Annotated in this window: 10 protein-coding genes and 1 pseudogene; 7 read left to right on the top strand and 4 right to left on the bottom strand. The window is 43.0% G+C overall.

Annotation, left to right across the window (positions count from 1 at the left end; all coding sequences use genetic code 11):
- Positions 1-109 precede the first annotated feature (109 nt).
- The 3 genes and pseudogenes from Q5691_RS20480 to Q5691_RS20490 all read left to right on the top strand — a co-directional run.
- Positions 110-361 (top strand): annotated as a pseudogene (locus Q5691_RS20480) (Uma2 family endonuclease); the annotation flags it as partial.
- 1,008 nt (positions 362-1,369) lie between these two features.
- A complete protein-coding gene (locus Q5691_RS20485; RefSeq protein WP_333346648.1) occupies positions 1,370-4,165 on the top strand; it encodes an ATP-binding protein in 2,796 nt (931 codons plus the stop codon).
- A 4-nt stretch (positions 4,166-4,169) separates the two neighbouring features.
- The gene (locus Q5691_RS20490) at positions 4,170-6,062 is read left to right on the top strand and encodes an EAL domain-containing protein (protein ID WP_333309171.1); all 1,893 of its coding nucleotides are present in this window, start codon (positions 4,170-4,172) and stop codon (positions 6,060-6,062) included.
- 70 nt (positions 6,063-6,132) lie between these two features.
- On the opposite strand, the gene Q5691_RS20495 is transcribed toward Q5691_RS20490, so the two are convergent.
- Both Q5691_RS20495 and ffh read right to left on the bottom strand, forming a co-directional pair.
- Positions 6,133-6,267: a hypothetical protein gene (locus Q5691_RS20495; RefSeq protein ID WP_333346651.1), complete on the bottom strand. Its 135-nt coding sequence runs from the start codon at positions 6,265-6,267 to the stop codon at positions 6,133-6,135.
- A gap of 167 nt (positions 6,268-6,434) precedes the next feature.
- Positions 6,435-7,883 carry a signal recognition particle protein gene (gene ffh / locus Q5691_RS20500; RefSeq protein WP_333210636.1) on the bottom strand — a complete coding sequence of 483 codons (1,449 nt, stop codon included), beginning with the start codon at positions 7,881-7,883 and terminating at the stop codon, positions 6,435-6,437.
- A 225-nt stretch (positions 7,884-8,108) separates the two neighbouring features.
- Between ffh and Q5691_RS20505 the strand changes: the two genes are divergently transcribed.
- A complete protein-coding gene (locus Q5691_RS20505; RefSeq protein WP_333208346.1) occupies positions 8,109-8,333 on the top strand; it encodes a type II toxin-antitoxin system HicA family toxin in 225 nt (74 codons plus the stop codon).
- On the top strand, positions 8,330-8,557 hold the full coding sequence (locus tag Q5691_RS20510) for a type II toxin-antitoxin system HicB family antitoxin (RefSeq protein ID WP_190739090.1): 228 nt from the start codon (positions 8,330-8,332) through the stop codon (positions 8,555-8,557). Before Q5691_RS20505 ends, Q5691_RS20510 begins: the two co-directional genes overlap by 4 nt.
- Positions 8,558-9,119: 562 nt before the next feature.
- Here Q5691_RS20510 and Q5691_RS20515 read toward each other — a convergent pair.
- Positions 9,120-9,902: a calcium-binding protein gene (locus Q5691_RS20515; protein ID WP_333346654.1), complete on the bottom strand. Its 783-nt coding sequence runs from the start codon at positions 9,900-9,902 to the stop codon at positions 9,120-9,122.
- A 538-nt stretch (positions 9,903-10,440) separates the two neighbouring features.
- On the opposite strand from Q5691_RS20515, the gene Q5691_RS20520 reads away from it, so the two are divergent.
- The gene (locus tag Q5691_RS20520) at positions 10,441-12,825 is read left to right on the top strand and encodes a GAF domain-containing protein (RefSeq protein ID WP_333346657.1); all 2,385 of its coding nucleotides are present in this window, start codon (positions 10,441-10,443) and stop codon (positions 12,823-12,825) included.
- On the opposite strand, the gene Q5691_RS20525 is transcribed toward Q5691_RS20520, so the two are convergent.
- The gene (locus Q5691_RS20525) at positions 12,815-12,949 is read right to left on the bottom strand and encodes a hypothetical protein (protein WP_333346659.1); all 135 of its coding nucleotides are present in this window, start codon (positions 12,947-12,949) and stop codon (positions 12,815-12,817) included. The genes Q5691_RS20520 and Q5691_RS20525 overlap by 11 nt on opposite strands.
- 181 nt (positions 12,950-13,130) lie before the next feature.
- On the opposite strand from Q5691_RS20525, the gene Q5691_RS20530 reads away from it, so the two are divergent.
- Positions 13,131-18,590 carry an AAA family ATPase gene (locus tag Q5691_RS20530; RefSeq protein ID WP_333346662.1) on the top strand — a complete coding sequence of 1,820 codons (5,460 nt, stop codon included), beginning with the start codon at positions 13,131-13,133 and terminating at the stop codon, positions 18,588-18,590.
- The last annotated feature ends 105 nt before the right edge of the window (positions 18,591-18,695 follow it).

The following is an 18,695-nucleotide window of genomic DNA, read 5'->3' on the forward strand; positions in this document are numbered from 1 at the left end:
TATGGCTCAAGCCCAACGTCTGGCGGGATTTGGCCTTAAACTAATTAAGGAGTTGTTTAGAATGAAATAGCCCTGGTCTTACGAATTAGTACCTAACCGAGAATTTCCTGATTTGGCGGTGGAAGTGGTGGTGACTAGCGGCGGTATTAACAAGTTGGAAGCTTACACAAGGCTGGAAATTCCTGAAGTTTTGTTTTGGGAAAATGGCGCACTTCGTATGTATTCCTTGGGGGCTGATGGATATGCAGAGGTCGATCGCTCTCAAGTTCTGCCCGACTTAGATATTGTATTATTGACCCGGTGTATCCATATTGAAAATCACCTTCAGGCAATGCGGGAATTCAGGCAAGCTATTCAATAGAAATTGATTGTGCAATTAAGTTTGTAATAATGATTTCTGTCTTTTCTTAAAGCTGTTAGTTACTAAGGACTAAAGTTCCTGAATACAACACATCCCAACAGGCAGCATACACTGGAAGAGCGCAGCGAAGTCGATCGTCCGAGACAGTAGTAAGTAAAAATACTTGGCGGGGTGACAACGCCTGTGAAACCTTGATGGTAAAAGCATTAAAGCCCCTGAACCTCAAAAAAGATAGGGGATTATTGACAGGCTTATTGACTCATAAGATCCTCCAAGCTCGCCTTGAACCTGATTCAAGGGAGCTCGCCACTCTCTTTTATTGACTCACGCCTGCGAATATCTTTTCGCTTGGTCAATCAACTCAAAACCTTGACGCAGCTTTGCTTTAGGCACTATGCAGGATAAACTATTAAGTTATTGTGCATCTAGGTTCCCATTTCCTCTATTTGAGAATCCTTGTGGGACGGGTCAGAGAACTCGTTGAAAAAAGAAGCGCAATTTAGCTGGCGTAAGCTTAGGACTTACGCATAGAACTCCGAAACCCTTTTTCCAAGAGGGCTTTCAAGTGCCCCGTTTTTTGAAGCGGTCCCCCCCCTTTTTAAGGGCAGCACGGGCAAGCTGGTTTTCAGACCCTATATTTCGTAAGTCCTGACTATAGTTGTATGCTTAGATCAATTAGTATTGAGGTCAAGACCTACAAGTGAATGAAGGTGTACTCAATATCGATGAAATATGCAGGTAGGCTTACACTGCAAGCCCAAGCAGAATATAGCATTTGACATTTATGGAGATTTCGTCTCAAATGGGGATCTGTTTTTTTTCATAAATTTGCCAACTGTATCAGTATTAGCCACTCCTTTCAGCCAGGTTATTCAACAATAAGATATCATTAAACCAATTGGCGTTCAAGAGAGACGAAATCAATAATTTCCCTATAGCTGACTTTAAATGACCAAGGGTGAGCAACTGTTGTTATTGAAATAATCCCAATACTAAAATGACTCCGCCATGACACTAATCGCAAGTAAGAATGAACTTGCAAAAAGCCCTCAAAAAATCCCGCTGCGCCTCGTCTTAGTCGTACCATTCGTGCTGCAAATCTTTCTCGCTGTAGGACTGACAGGTTGGCTCTCGCTACGCAACGGCAAAACTGCCGTCAACAACGTTACTAGCCAATTACGAACGGAGGTAGTCGCCCGCATCAATCAACAATTAAACACTTACTTGGAAACGCCCCATTTGATCAATGCAATCAGCGTCGATGCCATTCGCCGCTTTGGATTATGGAATCCAGACAATATGAGTTCTATGAGAAGCTACTTCTACTGGCAGCTCAAGCAATTTCCCAGTGTTAGTTACATCAGTTTTGGAGGGGAAAAAAAAGAATACGCGGGTGCTGGATATAAGGATGATGGCAGTGTGGTTATTGAAATAACCGATCGCTCTACTAATTTTCTCAATACGATCGTCAAGGTAGATAGAGAGGGCAATCCGACTCAGTTTAAGGAAACCCACCCACACTACGATCCCCGCATTCGACCCTGGTATCAAGCTGCAAAAGTTGTCGGCAAACCCCAATGGAATAAAATTTATCAATATTATATTCAACCTAGCCTAGGAATCTCCGCTAGCCAACCTGTTTACGATAAAAATGGCATTTTTAGAGGAGTTGTAAGTACCGATCTATTTCTATCAAAAATTAGCGACTTTCTCCAAAGTTTAAAAATTGGTAGATCGGGAAAGACTTTCATCATCGAACGATCGGGCTTGCTAGTGGCTTCTTCCACCGCCGAGAAGCCATTTATCAAGAGCAAAAATCGCCAAAAAACGCAACGATTAAAAGCGATTGAAAGCAGCATACCTTTAATCAAGGGTACAGCGCAACATTTAATAGAACGCTTTGGTAACTTTACCGAAATTGACAGCAACCAGCAACTAGACTTCATGCTAGATGGTCAGCGGGAATTCGTGCAAGTATCCTCATTCCAAGATGGTCGAGGTCTTGATTGGCTGATTGTTGTTGTCGTTCCAGAAGCCGACTTTATGGAGGAAATCAATGCCAATACCCGTAGCACTATCCTACTCTGCGTTTTAGCGTTAGTGCTAGCGACGTTGTTAGGAATCCTCGCTTCCCGCTGGATTACCCATCCTATTTTTCTTTTGAGTAAAGCGAGTAGAGCGATCGCTAGCGGTCAATTAAACCAAAAAGTAGACGTAAATGGCATAGATGAACTGGGAATTCTCGCTCAATCTTTTAACCAAATGGCGCAGCAATTGCGCGAGTCTTTTGCTGCTTTAGAAAAGACCAACTCCGAGCTAGAAAATCGAGTAGAAGAACGAACAAGTGAGCTAAAAGAGGCAAAAATTGCCGCTGATACTGCTAACCATGCCAAGAGCGAATTCCTCGCCAACATGAGCCATGAACTTCGCACACCCCTGAACGGAATTCTAGGATACTCTCAAATTATGGAGCGCGATAAAACTACCACTCTTAAACAAAAAGATGCTATCCACATTATTCACCAGTGTGGTTCCCACTTACTCACGCTGATTAACGATATTTTAGATCTTTCTAAAATTGAAGCCCGTAAAATGGAACTTTACAGTTCAAATTTTAATTTTTCTTCTTTTTTGATCGGGGTTGTGGAAATGTGCTGCATCCGAGCTGAACAAAAAGAAATTACATTTAGTTATCAAGTATTAAATCAACTTCCTAACGCTGTAAGTGCTGATGAAAAACGACTGCGCCAAGTTTTACTTAACCTTTTGGGCAATGCTATTAAATTTACCGAAAAAGGAGGTGTTATTTTTAAGGTAGGCGTAATAGGTACGGGGGAAGAATCTGACCAATCACAACTTACTAAAATTCGTTTCCATATCCAAGATACGGGGATTGGAATGGCACCAGAACAGTTAGAAAAAATATTCTTACCGTTTGAACAAGTCGGAAATAGCCAGCAGAAGGCAGAAGGCACTGGGTTGGGATTAGCGATCGCACAGAAAATTGTTCAAATGATGGGAGGCGAAATACACGTCGAAAGTATACTCGGTCAAGGTAGCATTTTTTACTTTGATTTAGAGTTGACTCAATCATCTGAATTTATTGAGCAACCTTCGCTAAATACTTCTATTAATTTAACAGGTTTTAAAGGCGATAAAAATAGAATTTTGTTAGTAGACGATCGATTTGAAAATCGAGGTTTTATTAGAAGTTTTTTAGAACCACTAGGTTTTAATATTATGGAAGCTTGTAATGGACAAGAGGCTTTAAATAAAGCCATTAATTTTCAACCGGATCTGATTATCACAGACTTAGTGATGCCAGTAATGGATGGATTTGAAATGTCGCGGCGCTTCCGAAAATCATCAGAGTTTAAGGATGTAATATTGATAGCATCCAGCGCCAGCGTGTTTGAATTCGATCGGAAAAATAGCCACGAAGCAGGTTGTAACGAGTTCTTAGCAAAGCCTATTCAAGTAGAAGAATTGCTAGAAGTCTTAAAAAATTACTTACAAATAGAATGGATATACGACCCCCCTGCGGATTTGGCTAACACACCGCAGGCAGATTTCACGGATTTATTAAACGTTCAGAGTGGTGAGCTTGTGATACCACCATCAGCAGAGCTGGTAGCGCTGTTTAATGCAGCTCGGATCGGCGATATTGAAGTGGTTGAGCAGGAAGCCAATAGACTCAAGCAGATAGACGGCAACTATCTACCCTTTGCTAATAAAATCTTGCAATTTGCCAAAAATTTTGAAGAAAAAGAACTACTAGCTTTTGTCAAACAACATTTGGGCTAATAAAATGCTTAACCAAAAAGACAATGTAATTTTAATTGTTGACGATAACCCGAATAACCTTAAACTTCTGTTCGATTTTTTGAAGGAGTCAGGCTTCAAGGTTTTAGTAGCTAAGGATGGGGAAAGTGCTATTGAGAAGTTACAAGAAGTTTCGCCAAATATCATATTGTTAGATGTGATGATGCCGGGGATGGATGGCTTTGAGACCTGCTACCGCTTAAAAGCATCGGTGGCAACGAAAGATATCCCTGTGATTTTTATGACAGCTCTTACGGAGCGCGTGGATAAGGTTAAAGGTTTGTCAATGGGGGCAGTAGATTATATCACCAAACCCTTTCAGCAAGAGGAAGTCCTAGCCCGCGTGCAACTACACCTGAGACTGCGAAATTTGACCAAGACGCTGGAAGAGCAAAATGTGCTTCTTAAACAGGAAATTGAAGCGCGAAAAGAGGCGGAAATGGCTTTGCAGAAACTCACTTCTGAGTTAGAGGAACGGGTGGCTTCTCAAACGGCTGAACTTAGACAAGCCTGCAACGAGCTTCAACAGGCTCAAGTTCAGTTGTTGGAAAGAGAACAAAAATTAGGACATTATGCTTTTCACGACGCGCTAACGGAGTTGCCTAACCGCGCTTGGTTTATGAATCGGCTGCAACAGGCGATCGACTTGTCGTACAGACATGAAGATTATCTATATGCAGTGCTATTTATTGACCTAGATCGCTTTAAAGTAGTGAATGATAGCCTCGGACATTTAGTTGGGGATCAATTACTAAAAAGCGTTGCTCGTCAATTGCAACTTTGTTTACGGCATACAGATGCAGTTGCGCGGTTTGGAGGAGATGAATTTGTGATATTGCTGGAAGATATTAAAGATATAGATGAACCCAATAGGGTGGCTGAACGCATCCAAAATCAATTAAGGCAGCCGTTTAATTTGAATGAATATGAAGTATTTACCGAGATCAGCATTGGAATTATCGTTAGCACAATGGGTTACGAGCGCCCAGAAGACGTACTCAGAGATGCGGATATTGCTATGTATTATGCTAAAGCTCAAGGTAGAGGGCGTTACGAAATTTTCGATCCAGCTATGCAAACTGTGGCGATGACGCGCTTGCAGTTGGAGAACGACTTGAGAAGGGCAATGGCGCTACAAGAATTTTGCGTTCACTACCAGCCAATTGTCTCCCTTTCTACGGGGCAACTGAGTGGCTTTGAAGCTTTGGTGCGATGGCATCACCCATCTGGCATCATCTACCCGCCTGCTGAGTTTATTCCTGTGGCTGAAGAAACTGGTTTGATCAATGAATTGGGGTGGTTTGTTTTGCAGGAAGCTTGTCACCAGATTAGTATTTGGCAGCAACAGTTTCCCCAAACACCTCCCTTGGCGATTAATGTCAATCTTTCCCCCGTGCAGCTCAAGCAAGCAAACCTACTCAATCGAATTGAGGAGATTTTGCAGCAGACTGGCTTTCCCAGCTACCGTCTCAAACTAGAGATTACTGAAAGTTGCATTTTGGAAACAGTATCCAGAGAAGAAAAGATGTTGAAGCAGCTAAAGGCTCTAGGCATTCTGTTGTGTATCGATGACTTTGGCACGGGGTACTCTTCTTTAAGTCGCTTACATGAGTTTCCCATTGATACCTTAAAGATTGACCGGTCTTTTGTGAGCCGCATTGGCTCAGACAACAGTGGCGTAGAAATTATCCAGACAATTGTGACGCTGGCTCGCAGCCGAGGTATGGATATTGTGGCAGAAGGCATAGAAACGCCAACACAGCTACAGAAACTGCGAGAGTTGGGGTGTGAGTTGGGGCAAGGATATTTATTTTCTAAGCCTGTAGACAGCGAAAAGGCAACCGAACTATTAGGCATAAAAGTAGGGGTAGTAAGCTAGCCAGTCATCTAGTTTAGCCCCAATAAATTTTATGAATCTCTTCTAGGAAAGCCGCAAAAGCCTACTCTCCTTATACATTTCTCTCTAATCTCAAACCGGGATTGGCCAATGCTAGGGCCTCGAATTGCTCGCTACTGACAAGAAGTCCGATCGCGTTTGGCAATTCTATAGATATGATTTCTGATTGAGTAATTGTTTGTACCATATTTAATTACAGGCTTTTTTAGATTGAACTCAGTAACAAGAAAAGAGCTAAATAAGAACTATCGCGGGGGGGTGGGCGGGTTTACGAGATTATCGGTTTTAGGCAATTATTTTTGGTGAACCCGCCCCTACAAATTTTTGACAATCGTGTAATAAGTTTGATGCTTTTTACAACTGTCCGAAACCTTTTTTTGGCTTATCTTTTTTCTTTTTCTTCTTCTGCTGGGCTCCCATATAGCCACGGGAACCGGGCTGCATTCCGGGGCCACCCATTCCCGGCATTCCCGGCATTCCCGGCAATCCTCCCATTCCTGTAAAGTTGCCTTGACTCATTTGCTGCATCATTGTACGCATTTTCTGAAAATCGCTGACCAGCTTAGTTACGTCGTTTTCAGCATAGCCTGCGCCTTTGCCGATGCGGCGGCGGCGGGATGGAGAACTTGCTAAAAGTTCGGGATTGCGGCGTTCTTCAACTGTCATGGAATTAATCATGGCTTCGGTGCGTTTTAGCTGCACTTCTCCCTGCCGCATTTGTTCGTCTGAAAGTTTGTTCATCCCCGGAATCATTTTCATGATGCCGCCGAGGGAACCCATGTTTTTTAACAGTCTGGTTTGCTTGAGAAAGTCGGTAAAGTCAAACTTTGCCGTAAGCATTTTCTCTTGCATTTTCTCGGCATCGGCGATGTCAAATTCTTCTTGCGCTCTTTCTACTAGCGTCAAGACATCGCCCATGCCGAGTATTCTAGATGCCATGCGATCGGGATAAAATGGTTGCAATGCTTCCACTTTTTCGCCGACTCCGACAAATTTAATCGGCGCGCCGGATATTTGCCGCACGGATAAGGCTGCACCGCCGCGGCTGTCGCCGTCTAATTTGGTTAAGATTGCGCCGGTAATGCCGATTTGTTCGTGAAAGGTGCGGGTTAAATTGGCTGCTTCTTGGCCGGTCATGGCATCAACAACTAACAGCGTTTCGTGGGGTTGTACTGTTTGTTTGATGCGGCCCAATTCGGCCATCATGTCTTGGTCGATTTGCAGGCGGCCTGCGGTATCGACGATGATGGTATCGATGCCGATTTGTTTGCCGTGTTCGATGCCTTGGCGGGCAATTTCTACGGGGTCAATGTCTTTGCCTAATTCAAATACGGGTACGTCGATTTGTTTGCCGAGGGTCAGCAATTGGTCGATCGCGGCTGGTCGATAAATGTCGGTTGCGACTAGCAGTGCGGTACGATTTTGTTTGCGGAGGTGCAGCGCTAGTTTGGCGGTGGCGGTGGTTTTCCCGGTTCCTTGCAAACCTGCCATCAGGATCACTGTGGGCCCGGATTCGGCGGTGGCGAGGGGTACGTTGGTTTCTCCCATGACACGCACGAGTTCGTCGTGGACGATTTTGATGAATTGTTGGTCGGGACGGACGCCTGAAACGACTTCTGCGCCTTGTGCTTTTGCCGCTACCTCTGAGATGAAGTTTTTGACGACTTGGAGGTTGACATCGGCTTCCAGGAGGGCGCGGCGGACTTCTTTGAGCGCGTCTTGGATGTTGGACTCGGAGATTTTATTTTGTCCGCGCAGTTTTTTCCAGGTGGATTCGAGTCGATCGGCAAGGGCTTCAAACATAGGGCAATTTAGGCTAGTCAGTATTTTTAATTTTAGGCTAAATGGGAGTTTTTGGATTGGGGTTTTGCTGAAAGTTGAATGTTTTTATTTTCTAACCGCTGAGGAACGCGGATTGATGCTGAAACTATTTCAAATTCATGTAGTAGGGTACGTTTTGACAAACCCTACTTTCTGGAATACGATCGAAGTATTTCCGTCACCTTGCCACAATTTTTATGTCTGCTTATGCCCAAAAAGATTCGAGAGCTCAAAAGCCTGCTACTAAAAGCTGGGTTTACTTATCGTTCGGCAAAAGGCAGCCATACAAGATGGGTTCATCCTTTACTACCTAATGAACCAATTACTATTGCTGGAAATGATGGCGATGATGCGAAACTGTATTTAGAGAGAGAAGTTAATCGAAAAATTGGAATATTGAAAGCAATTGAAGAAGAGGAACCTGAATCATGAAATTACCTTATATAATTGTTATTCAATGGTCGGATGAAGATAACTGCTACCTAGTTCACTTACCTGATTTTCCATCTCAGCAGTTCCACACTCATGGAGATACCTACGAAGAAGCTTTGCAGAATGCAGTAGAGGTATTAGAGCTTTTAGTTGAAGAATATCAGGTAGATGGTAAATCTCTGCCAGAACCTAAAACTCTAGTAGAAAACTTGCTGTTTGCTTGATTATAGATTTGAAGCGATCGCCCTTTCCCAAAAAACAGCCGATCGCTCTTTTATGTAGAAGGGCGATTGTTTTTATATTTGGATGTTTTGAAGTTATTTGATGTTGGTTTTTATGTATCCGCTCAATAATCCGGGGTAAATCGCTCAACGATGCACGTCAAATGACGCAAAATCGTTCCTTAGTGGGTAGTCCGCCCCAAATTATTGAGCGGATACAATATAGCGTTTCCTTAGCTGATCAGGTACAACCAATCCTTATCCATTAAGGATTTTAGCTCTAAAAATGTACCTCATTTGACTGAGAAACGCTATATATAAGTAACCACACAAAATTAATTACATAAAGACTCCTTGCTAGGCAAGGGTTCCAGTAGAAATATTGTGTAATTAATTCGGAACTACTACTTACATTCCCCGATTTTTAATTTCTACTTTTAGATTAGCCTAAAAAACATTTAAAGGGAGAACTGTTTTAATATCAATTTTGCAAAGTACGGTTGCGTATAGATAGATTGCCCCCTATCTGTAGGGGACACTGCACTGCCGTGTCCCCTACCCGGAACTAAGCTAAAAACTGGAATTGAGAACCATTAACTGCCAATGCAAACGGACTCGCTTGTTCAAATGCACCCGTAAGTTCAAAGCTGTTGGTATTTAAAACTACCCCCACAATTTGTCCATTAATTATGTTTTCAATCACCATGTCATTGATAATTCCGTCGTTATCGTAAGCAATCAAATTGTCGTCTTCAAAGAAAAGGTCTAGTTCTGTTAAACCGTCCGTCAAACCGATGCGATCGCCCTCGTCGAAGTTAAAATCGGTAATGACATCGGCTCCATTTATACCAAATGCTTCATCGTTACTTCTGAGCACAAATATATCAGCACCGAGGCCTCCCGTGAGCACGTCAACTCCCCGATCGCCCACCAAGAAATCGTTGCCCTCATTGCCATCTAAATCGTCGTCTCCTTGCCCTCCCCGCAGGATATCGTTCCCGAAGCCTCCGAAGATAAGGTCATTTCCGGCGTCGCCCCTAACTACGTCGTTGCCATCATTTCCATCCAGGCGATCGTCCTCTTTCCCGCCGTAAATTATGTCATTTCCGCCACCACCACCGATAATATCATTGCCGTTATTTCCTAACAGACGTTCGTTGGAATCGGATGAACCTCCTATAGTATCGTTGCCATCCAGTCCCCAAACTCCCCAGGGAAAAGACGACAAATTTCCATTCCCTACGTTAATCTCATCGGGTGTAGCGAATCCCAAAAGACGTGGACCGCCCCCAGCAAATACAGGAAATCCCGTCACATCGGCAATGAGATTATTAACCGTTAAAGCCATAAGTATGTCCTTTCAAAAATCCTGTTAGCTGTATTATACATTTTAATTATTTCCTTGCCAAATAGCAAGTATGTTGGAATTTTGGCTGCAACTTTTATTTCCTCAATTAATGACAAGCAACCTGCTGGTCTATCGTCAATTACAATTACCAATACTTCGGCTAGGCGATCGTATAAGTTACCAATTCCCAATTCCCAATTACCAATTACCAGGGCTGTGCTTCATTCAACCCAAACCTGCTATAGATCTCGCCTTTGAGTCAAATAGCATTAGTTGCTGACACTATCCGCTACAGTCTACCGCTTATAATGGGTGTTACCCCCCAGGCAGTAAACACGTTAATATCACCTATAACGTCGAGACTGAGAGGTTGTTTGTGAATAAAAGTAAAAGTCCCTGGGCCCATCCTCCGAGAAAAAACCCAGTTTCCGATACCCATACACAAACTTTACAAACAGGATATAAGCTCTTTACAAAGTCATAATCGCCGATCGCTGATATTCTTTGGCAAAATCCACTGCTTTCAGGTGTTTTACTCATGTCTACTCCTAAATCCTCTTCCCATCAAAACAACAACTCCGTAAAATCACTGCCAGTGACAGATATCGTCCCAACAAAGCCAGACAGTAACAATCTGCCCAGCGAACCAAGTATAGAACAGCTACTGGAAGCTTTGGCGGGCAAAGTACCCAGTCAATCTTCAGAAATTGAACCCTTGAAAACGTGGAAACAAGATTTACAGCGATTGTTTCAATTTCTTGGCGACCGCCGCGTTTTAATCGCAGTAGTGGAACCGGGAACTTTTGCCCTGCGTTATGCTAACGCGGCATTGTGTCGCTTGGCGGGTTGGGAGGAAATGTCTTTGGCAACTCAATCTACCAACGGTTGGTTTGCAGAAACCCACCTCACTCTGCTGGAACTGTTCGAGGATTGGGGGGGCAAAACAGCAGAACAATTGTACCGTCGCCACCTTTTGCACTGGGTATTTAAGCAATATTATCAAATTGACATCGACGGTTTACGGGTGCTAGACGAACCTGTCACGGCGAGTGTAAAAAACCCCAAACATCGAGAACCAAGATTTATAGAGTTTTGGCTGGGTTCGGAACAGTTAAAAATTACTCGAATTAACTCAAAAATAGATGAATTTGCGGATGTTTCTTTAAGATTAATGCCTGTTGCGGAACGAGAAGCTTGGCTGATGCAGCCAAATCAACTAGAGAATTTAGCCGATCGATTGCAGTTGGATAATTATCGCGTAGAAGGCTTGCTGCTGCTAGAAGGTTTTGATGTCACCGTGCAGGAGCAAATTCGGCGGCTGACTCAGTTATTGATCGATCAAGATTCGATGTTGCGGCCAGACAAATTTGAGAAAATCGATCGGTGTTTGCGATCGCTCTTCAATGCTGACGGCACTTTGCTGCTGCGCCCCGACGGCGAACAAGTACAGCTATTAGTTGCGAAAGACGGCCAACATTTGCAGCCGATTCTTTATTCAATGCACTCCCTAGAAGCTTCTCACTTTTTGAAGGCCACAGCAGCAAATCAAGTTTGGAATGTGCCAGACTTGCGTAGGGAGTGCGAAACCGAGTGCGATCGAACTTTGCGGAGAATGGGAACTCGATCGATGCTGCTGGTGCCCCTGGTAGTCAAATCCGTCACCCGTGAGGGGTGCGGGGTGCGGATTTTGGGTGTTGTGGGGCTGTTGTGCGATCGGCCAAACCACTTCAACGGCATTGACGCTCAACACGCCCAAGAACTCATTCCCGCCTTCATTGCAGCCCTGCGGCAAGCCATCCAGGAGCGGTTTACCCACATTCACAACATCCACCCCGCAGTCGAGTGGCGGTTCGCCCAAGAAGCAGAAAGGCGAAGTTGGGGACTGCCCCCAGAAACAATCGTATTTGCTGATGTTCATCCGCTGTACGGAATTTCGGACATTCGCGGTTCTAGCGACGAAAGAAACCGAGCCATTCAAACTGATTTGCTCGAGCAATTCCGCTTAGGTTTAGCCATAGCTGATGCCGTTTGCCAAACACAAACTACCCACCTCGGCGCGCAATTGCGGCTCGACTTGCTCGACTACATCGAGCATTTAAAACAAAAAGTAACAGTCGATATGGAGGTGCGAGCAGCCGAGTATTTAAACGAGCATTTAGAAGTATATTTTGACTATTTTGTGCAGTGCGGACCCAAGGTTCAGGCAGCCGTTGAAGCTTACCAAGCAGCCTGTGAAAACGAACACAACTGCGTTTATAGCGATCGCAACCGCTACGACCAAATGTTGAACCTAATCAGCACCAAACTCCAAGAAACCTGGGCCCGCTGGCAAGAAAAAATGCAGCAAATTTTGCCCCACTACTGCGACATCGAATGCACCGACGGCATCGATCACATGATTTATGCAGGAAAATCGATCGACCCCACATTCAGCCAGTTTCACCTACACAGTTTGCGGTACGAACAACTGCGAGCAATTTGCGACTGTGGCCGCACAGTTTTTCGCCTGCAAGCCGAGTCTCAAATCAACATGGAACTCGCACATTTAGTATTAGTACAGAATACGACTATCGACATTTTTCACAACGAAAATACCGAAAAAATGTTTGATGTCAAAGGCACTCGCGACATCCGCTATGAACTCGTCAAAAAGCGGATAGAAAAAGCCGTTGACAAAGACGCACAAGAGCGAATTACCCAGCCAGGAATGTTAACGGTAGTTTATTCAACCGAAGACGAATGGGAAGAGTACCAACAATACTTGCGCTACTTGTCTCGCGAAGGTTGGGTAGAGCCAAAAGTTCAGACTGGTATGGTAGAATCACTCCAAGGAGTCAGCGGTTTAAAATTCGCCCGCGTGCGTATTTTACCTGAACCGGAATCTATTGCTACTATCTGTGAAGTTACAGTAGTCAGCGATTGAGAACCCGTTCAATTGCCTGTTTTAGACCCAGTGCGATCGCTCCCATCTCCTCCTGTTTGACACAGAGTGCGATCGCTCCCATCCCCCCATGAACAACGCTGCAGCGAAAGCATTCGGGACTCACACACAAGACCGAGATTACATTTAAGATGTTTGTTGACACCAACGACCAAGCCCACATTTTTACTTAGTTTATATTCTGTGTGATTTGGAAATCGCAAAATACATGATCGGAATCACACAAGATTAAGATTAAGTAGTGTTAAGCTAATGATAATTAGCTCCTGTAATTTATAACTTAAGTGATGTTAACCTTATCCAAATACCAAATAAATTCTACTCTGCACGAAGGCGTCGAAACAATAATCTATCGCGGACAAACACCGACAGACGCGCCCCCAGCAATTCTCAAAGTCCTCAAAGCCGAATATCCCACCCTCGAAGCCATTACCAGGCTCAAACACGAATATCAAATCCGCCAAAATTTAGACAGCGAACAAATCGTCAAAGCCATCAGTCTCGAGACATTTGACCACCGATTAGGAATCGTTTTAGAAGACTTTGGCGGCGAATCCCTGGCCCAACTGCTGGAAAGAGAAACCTTGAGCCTGCAAGCAAATTTAAACATCGCCATCCAAATAGTAAAAGCCTTACAATACCTGCATTTTCAGCACATTATTCACAAAGACATTAAACCCAGCAACATCATAATTAACTCGCAAACAAAACAAGTAAAACTCACCGACTTCGGCATTGCTACAAAACTCAATAAAGAAAACCCGCAATTTAACAATCCCAACTCAGTCGAAGGCACATTAGCCTATATGTCCCCCGAACAAACCGGGAGAATGAACCGCACCCTCGACTACCGCACAGACTTTTATTCCCTTGGGATCACATTATATGAAATGCTGACAGGAAAATTGCCTTTCTGCAGCAACGACCCCTTAGAAATAGTTTATAGCCACATCGCCGTTCAACCAATATATCCCCATCAAATCAATTCAGAAATACCTGTCGCTATCTCAGAGATAGTGATGAAATTGATAGCCAAGAATGCCGAAGATAGATATCAAAGTGCGTCCGGATTGTTAGCCGACTTAGAAATTTCTTTGCATCAGTTAGAAATCAACGGACAAATTGCCGACTTCATCCCCGGACGCTTAGATATTCTCAGCCAGTTGTTGATACCCCAAAAATTGTACGGTAGGGAAAATCAGGTTAATGAATTGCTAGCAGCGTTTGAACGTGTAAGAGGGGGCTTGGCTAACAATTTGTCAGAAGAAAAAATAGCTAGCTTTGAACAAAAATTGCCCCCATCAGGAAGCAGCGAATTAATGCTAGTATCAGGCTACTCAGGCATCGGTAAATCAGCCGTAGTCAACGAAATCAGTAAACCTATTACCAGGTCAAAAGGTTACTTCATCAGCGGCAAATTTGACCAGTTAAAACGCAACATTCCTTATGCCTCATTAATCCAAGCATTTAACTCATTGCTGCGGCAATTGCTAACAGAAAGTGCACTTTCATTAGAAATATGGCGCACTAAAATTTTAACAGCAGTGGGAACAGACGGTCAAGTAATTGCCGACGTAATTCCAAAAGTTGAATTAATCATCGGCAAACAGCCAGAAGTCCCAGAACTAGCCCCTGTAGAATCCCAAAATCGATTCAATCGAGTATTCAAAGAATTTATTCGCGTTTTCGCCCAAAAAGAACACCCCCTAGTTATCTTTTTAGACGATTTGCAGTGGGCAGATTCAGCAACATTAAAGTTGATGCAAATACTGATAACTGACCCTGACCAGGAATATTTGTTGCTAATCGGTGCCTATCGAGACAATGAAGTTAGTCCGACCCACCCCTTGATTCAGACTGTAGAAGAAATTGAAAAAACTGGTACAAGAGTCAACAATATCGTGTTGCAACCTCTGGATTTAGCAAAGGTGACAGAATTAGTCACTGAAACACTGAACACTTGCACAAAAAAAGTAACCAATCTCGCGGATTTAATCTGGAATAAAACGTGCGGAAATCCTTTTTTCTTGACTCAATTACTCCAAGCACTTTATCAAGACTCTCTTTTGAAATTTAAATTTAATCACCTTACAAATGAAGAAAATCAAAGTGGTTGGTATTGGAGTATCGATGAAATCCAAGCCATTGGAATCACAGATAAAAGTGTGGTAGAACTGGTAGCTTCTCGCATTGAAAAGCTGCCCGCAGCCACGCAAGAAGTTTTGAAGCTAGCAGCTTGCGTGGGAGATAAATTTGCTCTAGATGTGCTGTCACTTGTTAGCAAAAAGTCAGCTAATACGACAGCAACTGAACTTTATTCAGCTTTGCAAGCCGGGTTAATTCTGCCATTGAGCGATGCTTATCGCATTCCTTTAGTTTTCGATCGAGCCGAATCAATCAATCTTAAGTTAGACACTTCGCGGGTTAGTTATAGATTTTTGCACGATCGCGTTCAGCAAGCGGCTTATTCGCTAATTCCCCAAGACCAAAAGCAATCCACCCATTTAAAAATCGGTCAATTACTGTTACACAATACTCCCTCCGACAAGCTAGAAGAAAACATCTTTGATATCGTCAATCAATTGAATGTCGGAATTGAAACGATTAGCCAACAGTCAGAAAAAACTCAGTTGGCACAATTAAATTTAACTGCTGGACACAAGGCAAAAGCGGCTGCTGCCTATGAAGCTGCTGTTAGGTATTTGCGGGTTGCCATGGAATTATTGCCTGCGGATTCTTGGCAAAGTCACTATGAATTAACGTTAGCAATTTACGAGTCAACAGCCGAAGCTGAATATTTAAATATTAATTATGAAGCTTCAAAAAAGATGGTTGACATTGTACTTCAAAACTCTAAAAACTTACTGGAAAAAGTGAATGTTTACGAACTTCAAATCCAGTCTTATAACGCTCAAAATAGAGTGATAGAAGCACTCAATACAGGACTAGAAGTGCTGAAACTGTTAGGCATTTCTTTTCCTCAAAATCCCCACGCGCTACATATTATGGCGGGACTGAGTAATACAAAACTGAGCTTGGGATTGAAACGAATTGAGGATTTAGCTAACTTGCCAGAAATGATTGATCCCGAAAAAAAAGCAGCCATGCGGATTTTATCAGGGATTCTCAGCAGTGCTATTCAGGCAAAACCTCCACTGATACCGCTGCTGGCATTTAGGATGGTCAAGCTGTGTATTAAATACGGTAATTCGCCTTATGCAAGTATTGCCTACGTTTATTATGGCGTAGTTATGTGCAAGCTAGGGAACATTAGTTTGGCATACCAATTCGGTCAACTGGCAATTAGGCTGTTAGACAAATTTCCTTCCCGTTCAATCAAAAGTAGAGTTTATGCAACATTTGGTTCTTTTATTCACCACTGGAAAGCTGCTCTCAAGTCAGGATTAGGCGATCTCAAAGAAGGTTTTAAAACTGGGATGGAAACTGGAGAGTTGGAATTTGCTGGTTATGCTATAGGTGCATATTGCTTAAACAAACTGTCGATAGGAGAGCCTCTTGATTTGGTGGATCAGGAGACTGGTAAATATATGAAACTAATGCAGCAATCTCAACTTGAAATGGCTGTACAGTATATAAGTATAGCTAGGCAGACAGGCCTCAATTTGCGCGGTCAAACTGTCGAACCATGTCATTTAGTCGGTGAGAGATTTAATGAAGTTAAAACGCTCCCCATTTTAATAGAATGTAAAAACTTTTTTTTAGTTGGGTTGGTTTATAATGCCAAAACTCAGCTTAATTTTCTCTTCAGAAACTACGCGCAAGCATTAGAAAATTCAAGATTATTTGAGAAACATGAGGAGTCTGTAGCCGGATTTGATGTGGTTGCTCTGAATAATTTTTACTCCTCTCTCAGTATCATAGCTTTGTATCCAGCAACTGGCAAAAGAGAACAAAAGCAATATTTGGAAAAAGTGCTGCAAAACCAAAAGAAGATGAAAAAATGGGCAGTTAATGCTCCGATGAATTATCAACACAAATACGACTTAGTAGCAGCGGAAACAGCGCGAGTGTTGGGGCAAAATACCCAAGCAATGGAATTGTACGATCGCGCAATTGAGGGAGCAGCCAAAAACGGTTACATTCAAGAGGAAGCATTAGCGTATGAATTAGCAGGAGATTTTTATCAAGCTTTGGGTAAAGAGATAGTTTCGCAAGCATACCTGACTAAAGCCTATTATGGATATATCCATTGGGGAGCCATAGCTAAAGTTAAACATTTAGAATCAACACATCCTTTCTTAGCAGCACAGACGCGCACACTTCCAACCCCAACTCTCGATGTCACCCGCACTGCCACGGGAAATACTACCAGTAGTAGTTTAGGCGATTTATTAGACTTAGCTACTTTTATTAAGTCGGCGGAAGCCATTAACGGTGAAATTGTTCTAGAAAAATTGTTGACCAAATTAATCAAAATTATTTTAGAAAATGCGGCGGCTCAAAAAGTAGTGCTACTGCTGCTGAAAAACGATATCCTCTGCATAGAAGCTACTGGCACTCATGCGGAGGATACCGTCACACTTTTACCCTCTATTCCCCTAGAAAATAGTGAAGATGTACCCCTGTCTGTGATTAATTACGTACAGCGCAGCCAAAAGCATCTAGTTTTAGACAATGCGACTGTCGCCGAACCTTTTAATGTAGATACCTACATTCAGAAATATCAACCCAAATCAATTCTCTGTTTGCCGATTATTTATCAATCTCAGGGGCGCGGAATAATTTATTTAGAAAATGCTTTGACAGTAGGAGCTTTTACAGCAGAGAGAGTAGAAGTATTCAAAGTGTTAATTTCTCAAGTTGCTATTGCTGTAGCAAATGCTGGTTTGTACGCGCGCGAGAAAGAAAAATCTCAACAGTTAGAAAAATCTTTCAATGAATTGCAACAGGCGCAACTGCAACTGATTCAAAGCGAAAAAATGTCGGCTCTCGGCAACTTGATTGCAGGGGTGGCTCACGAAATTAACAATCCGCTTGGTTTTATTGCGGGCAATCTTGATGCTGCTGCTGAGGCGAGCTTAGATTTGATTGAGTGCTTACAACTTTACCAAGAAAAATTTCCTAATCCTGGAGATGAATTACAGGATAAAGCATCGGAGATTGATTTAGAATATTTGATTGAAGATTTGCCGAAAATGCTTTTATCTATGAAATCAGGTACAGAGCGAATCCGCAATATTAGCAAGTCTTTGCGAACTTTTTCCCGCGCTGACAGTGCGAATAAAGTGTCAGCAAATATTCATGAGGGCATCGATAGCACTTTGATGATTTTACAGTATCGTCTGAAAGCTAAAGATACTCGCCCCGCGATTAAAATTATCAAAGAATACGGAGATATCCCGCCAGTTAAATGTTATTTTGGGCAACTGAATCAGGTATTTATGAATTTGCTGGCAAATGCGATCGAGTGTTTTGACGAATTCAATGAAGGTCGCACTTACGCTGAAATTGAAGCTTTACCGAATACGATCGCCATTATCACTCAAGTCTCGGAGGATAGCAACAGCGTGGTGATTAAAATCAAAGATAACGGTCAAGGGATGTCATCGGAGCTCAAGTCGAAAATATTTGACCATTTATTTACTACCAAAGGAGTAGGAAAAGGTACGGGTTTGGGGTTGTCTATCAGCAGGCAAATTGTGGAAGAAACCCACGGCGGTAAACTAACTTGCGAATCGGTGCTGGGAGAAGGTTCGGAATTTGCGATCGCCCTTCCCCTGAATTAAAATTATGGAACTATGGCGTGTTTTAAAACCCGCAGATCCCCCCTAACCTCCTTTAATAAGGGTGGGACAAGAGCCTGCTCAAAGTCCCCTTTTTAAGGGGGATTT

Origin of the sequence: Microcoleus sp. w1-18aA5 (assembly GCF_036701705.1) — a bacterium.
In the GTDB taxonomy this organism is placed as follows: Bacteria; Cyanobacteriota; Cyanobacteriia; order Cyanobacteriales; family Microcoleaceae; genus Microcoleus.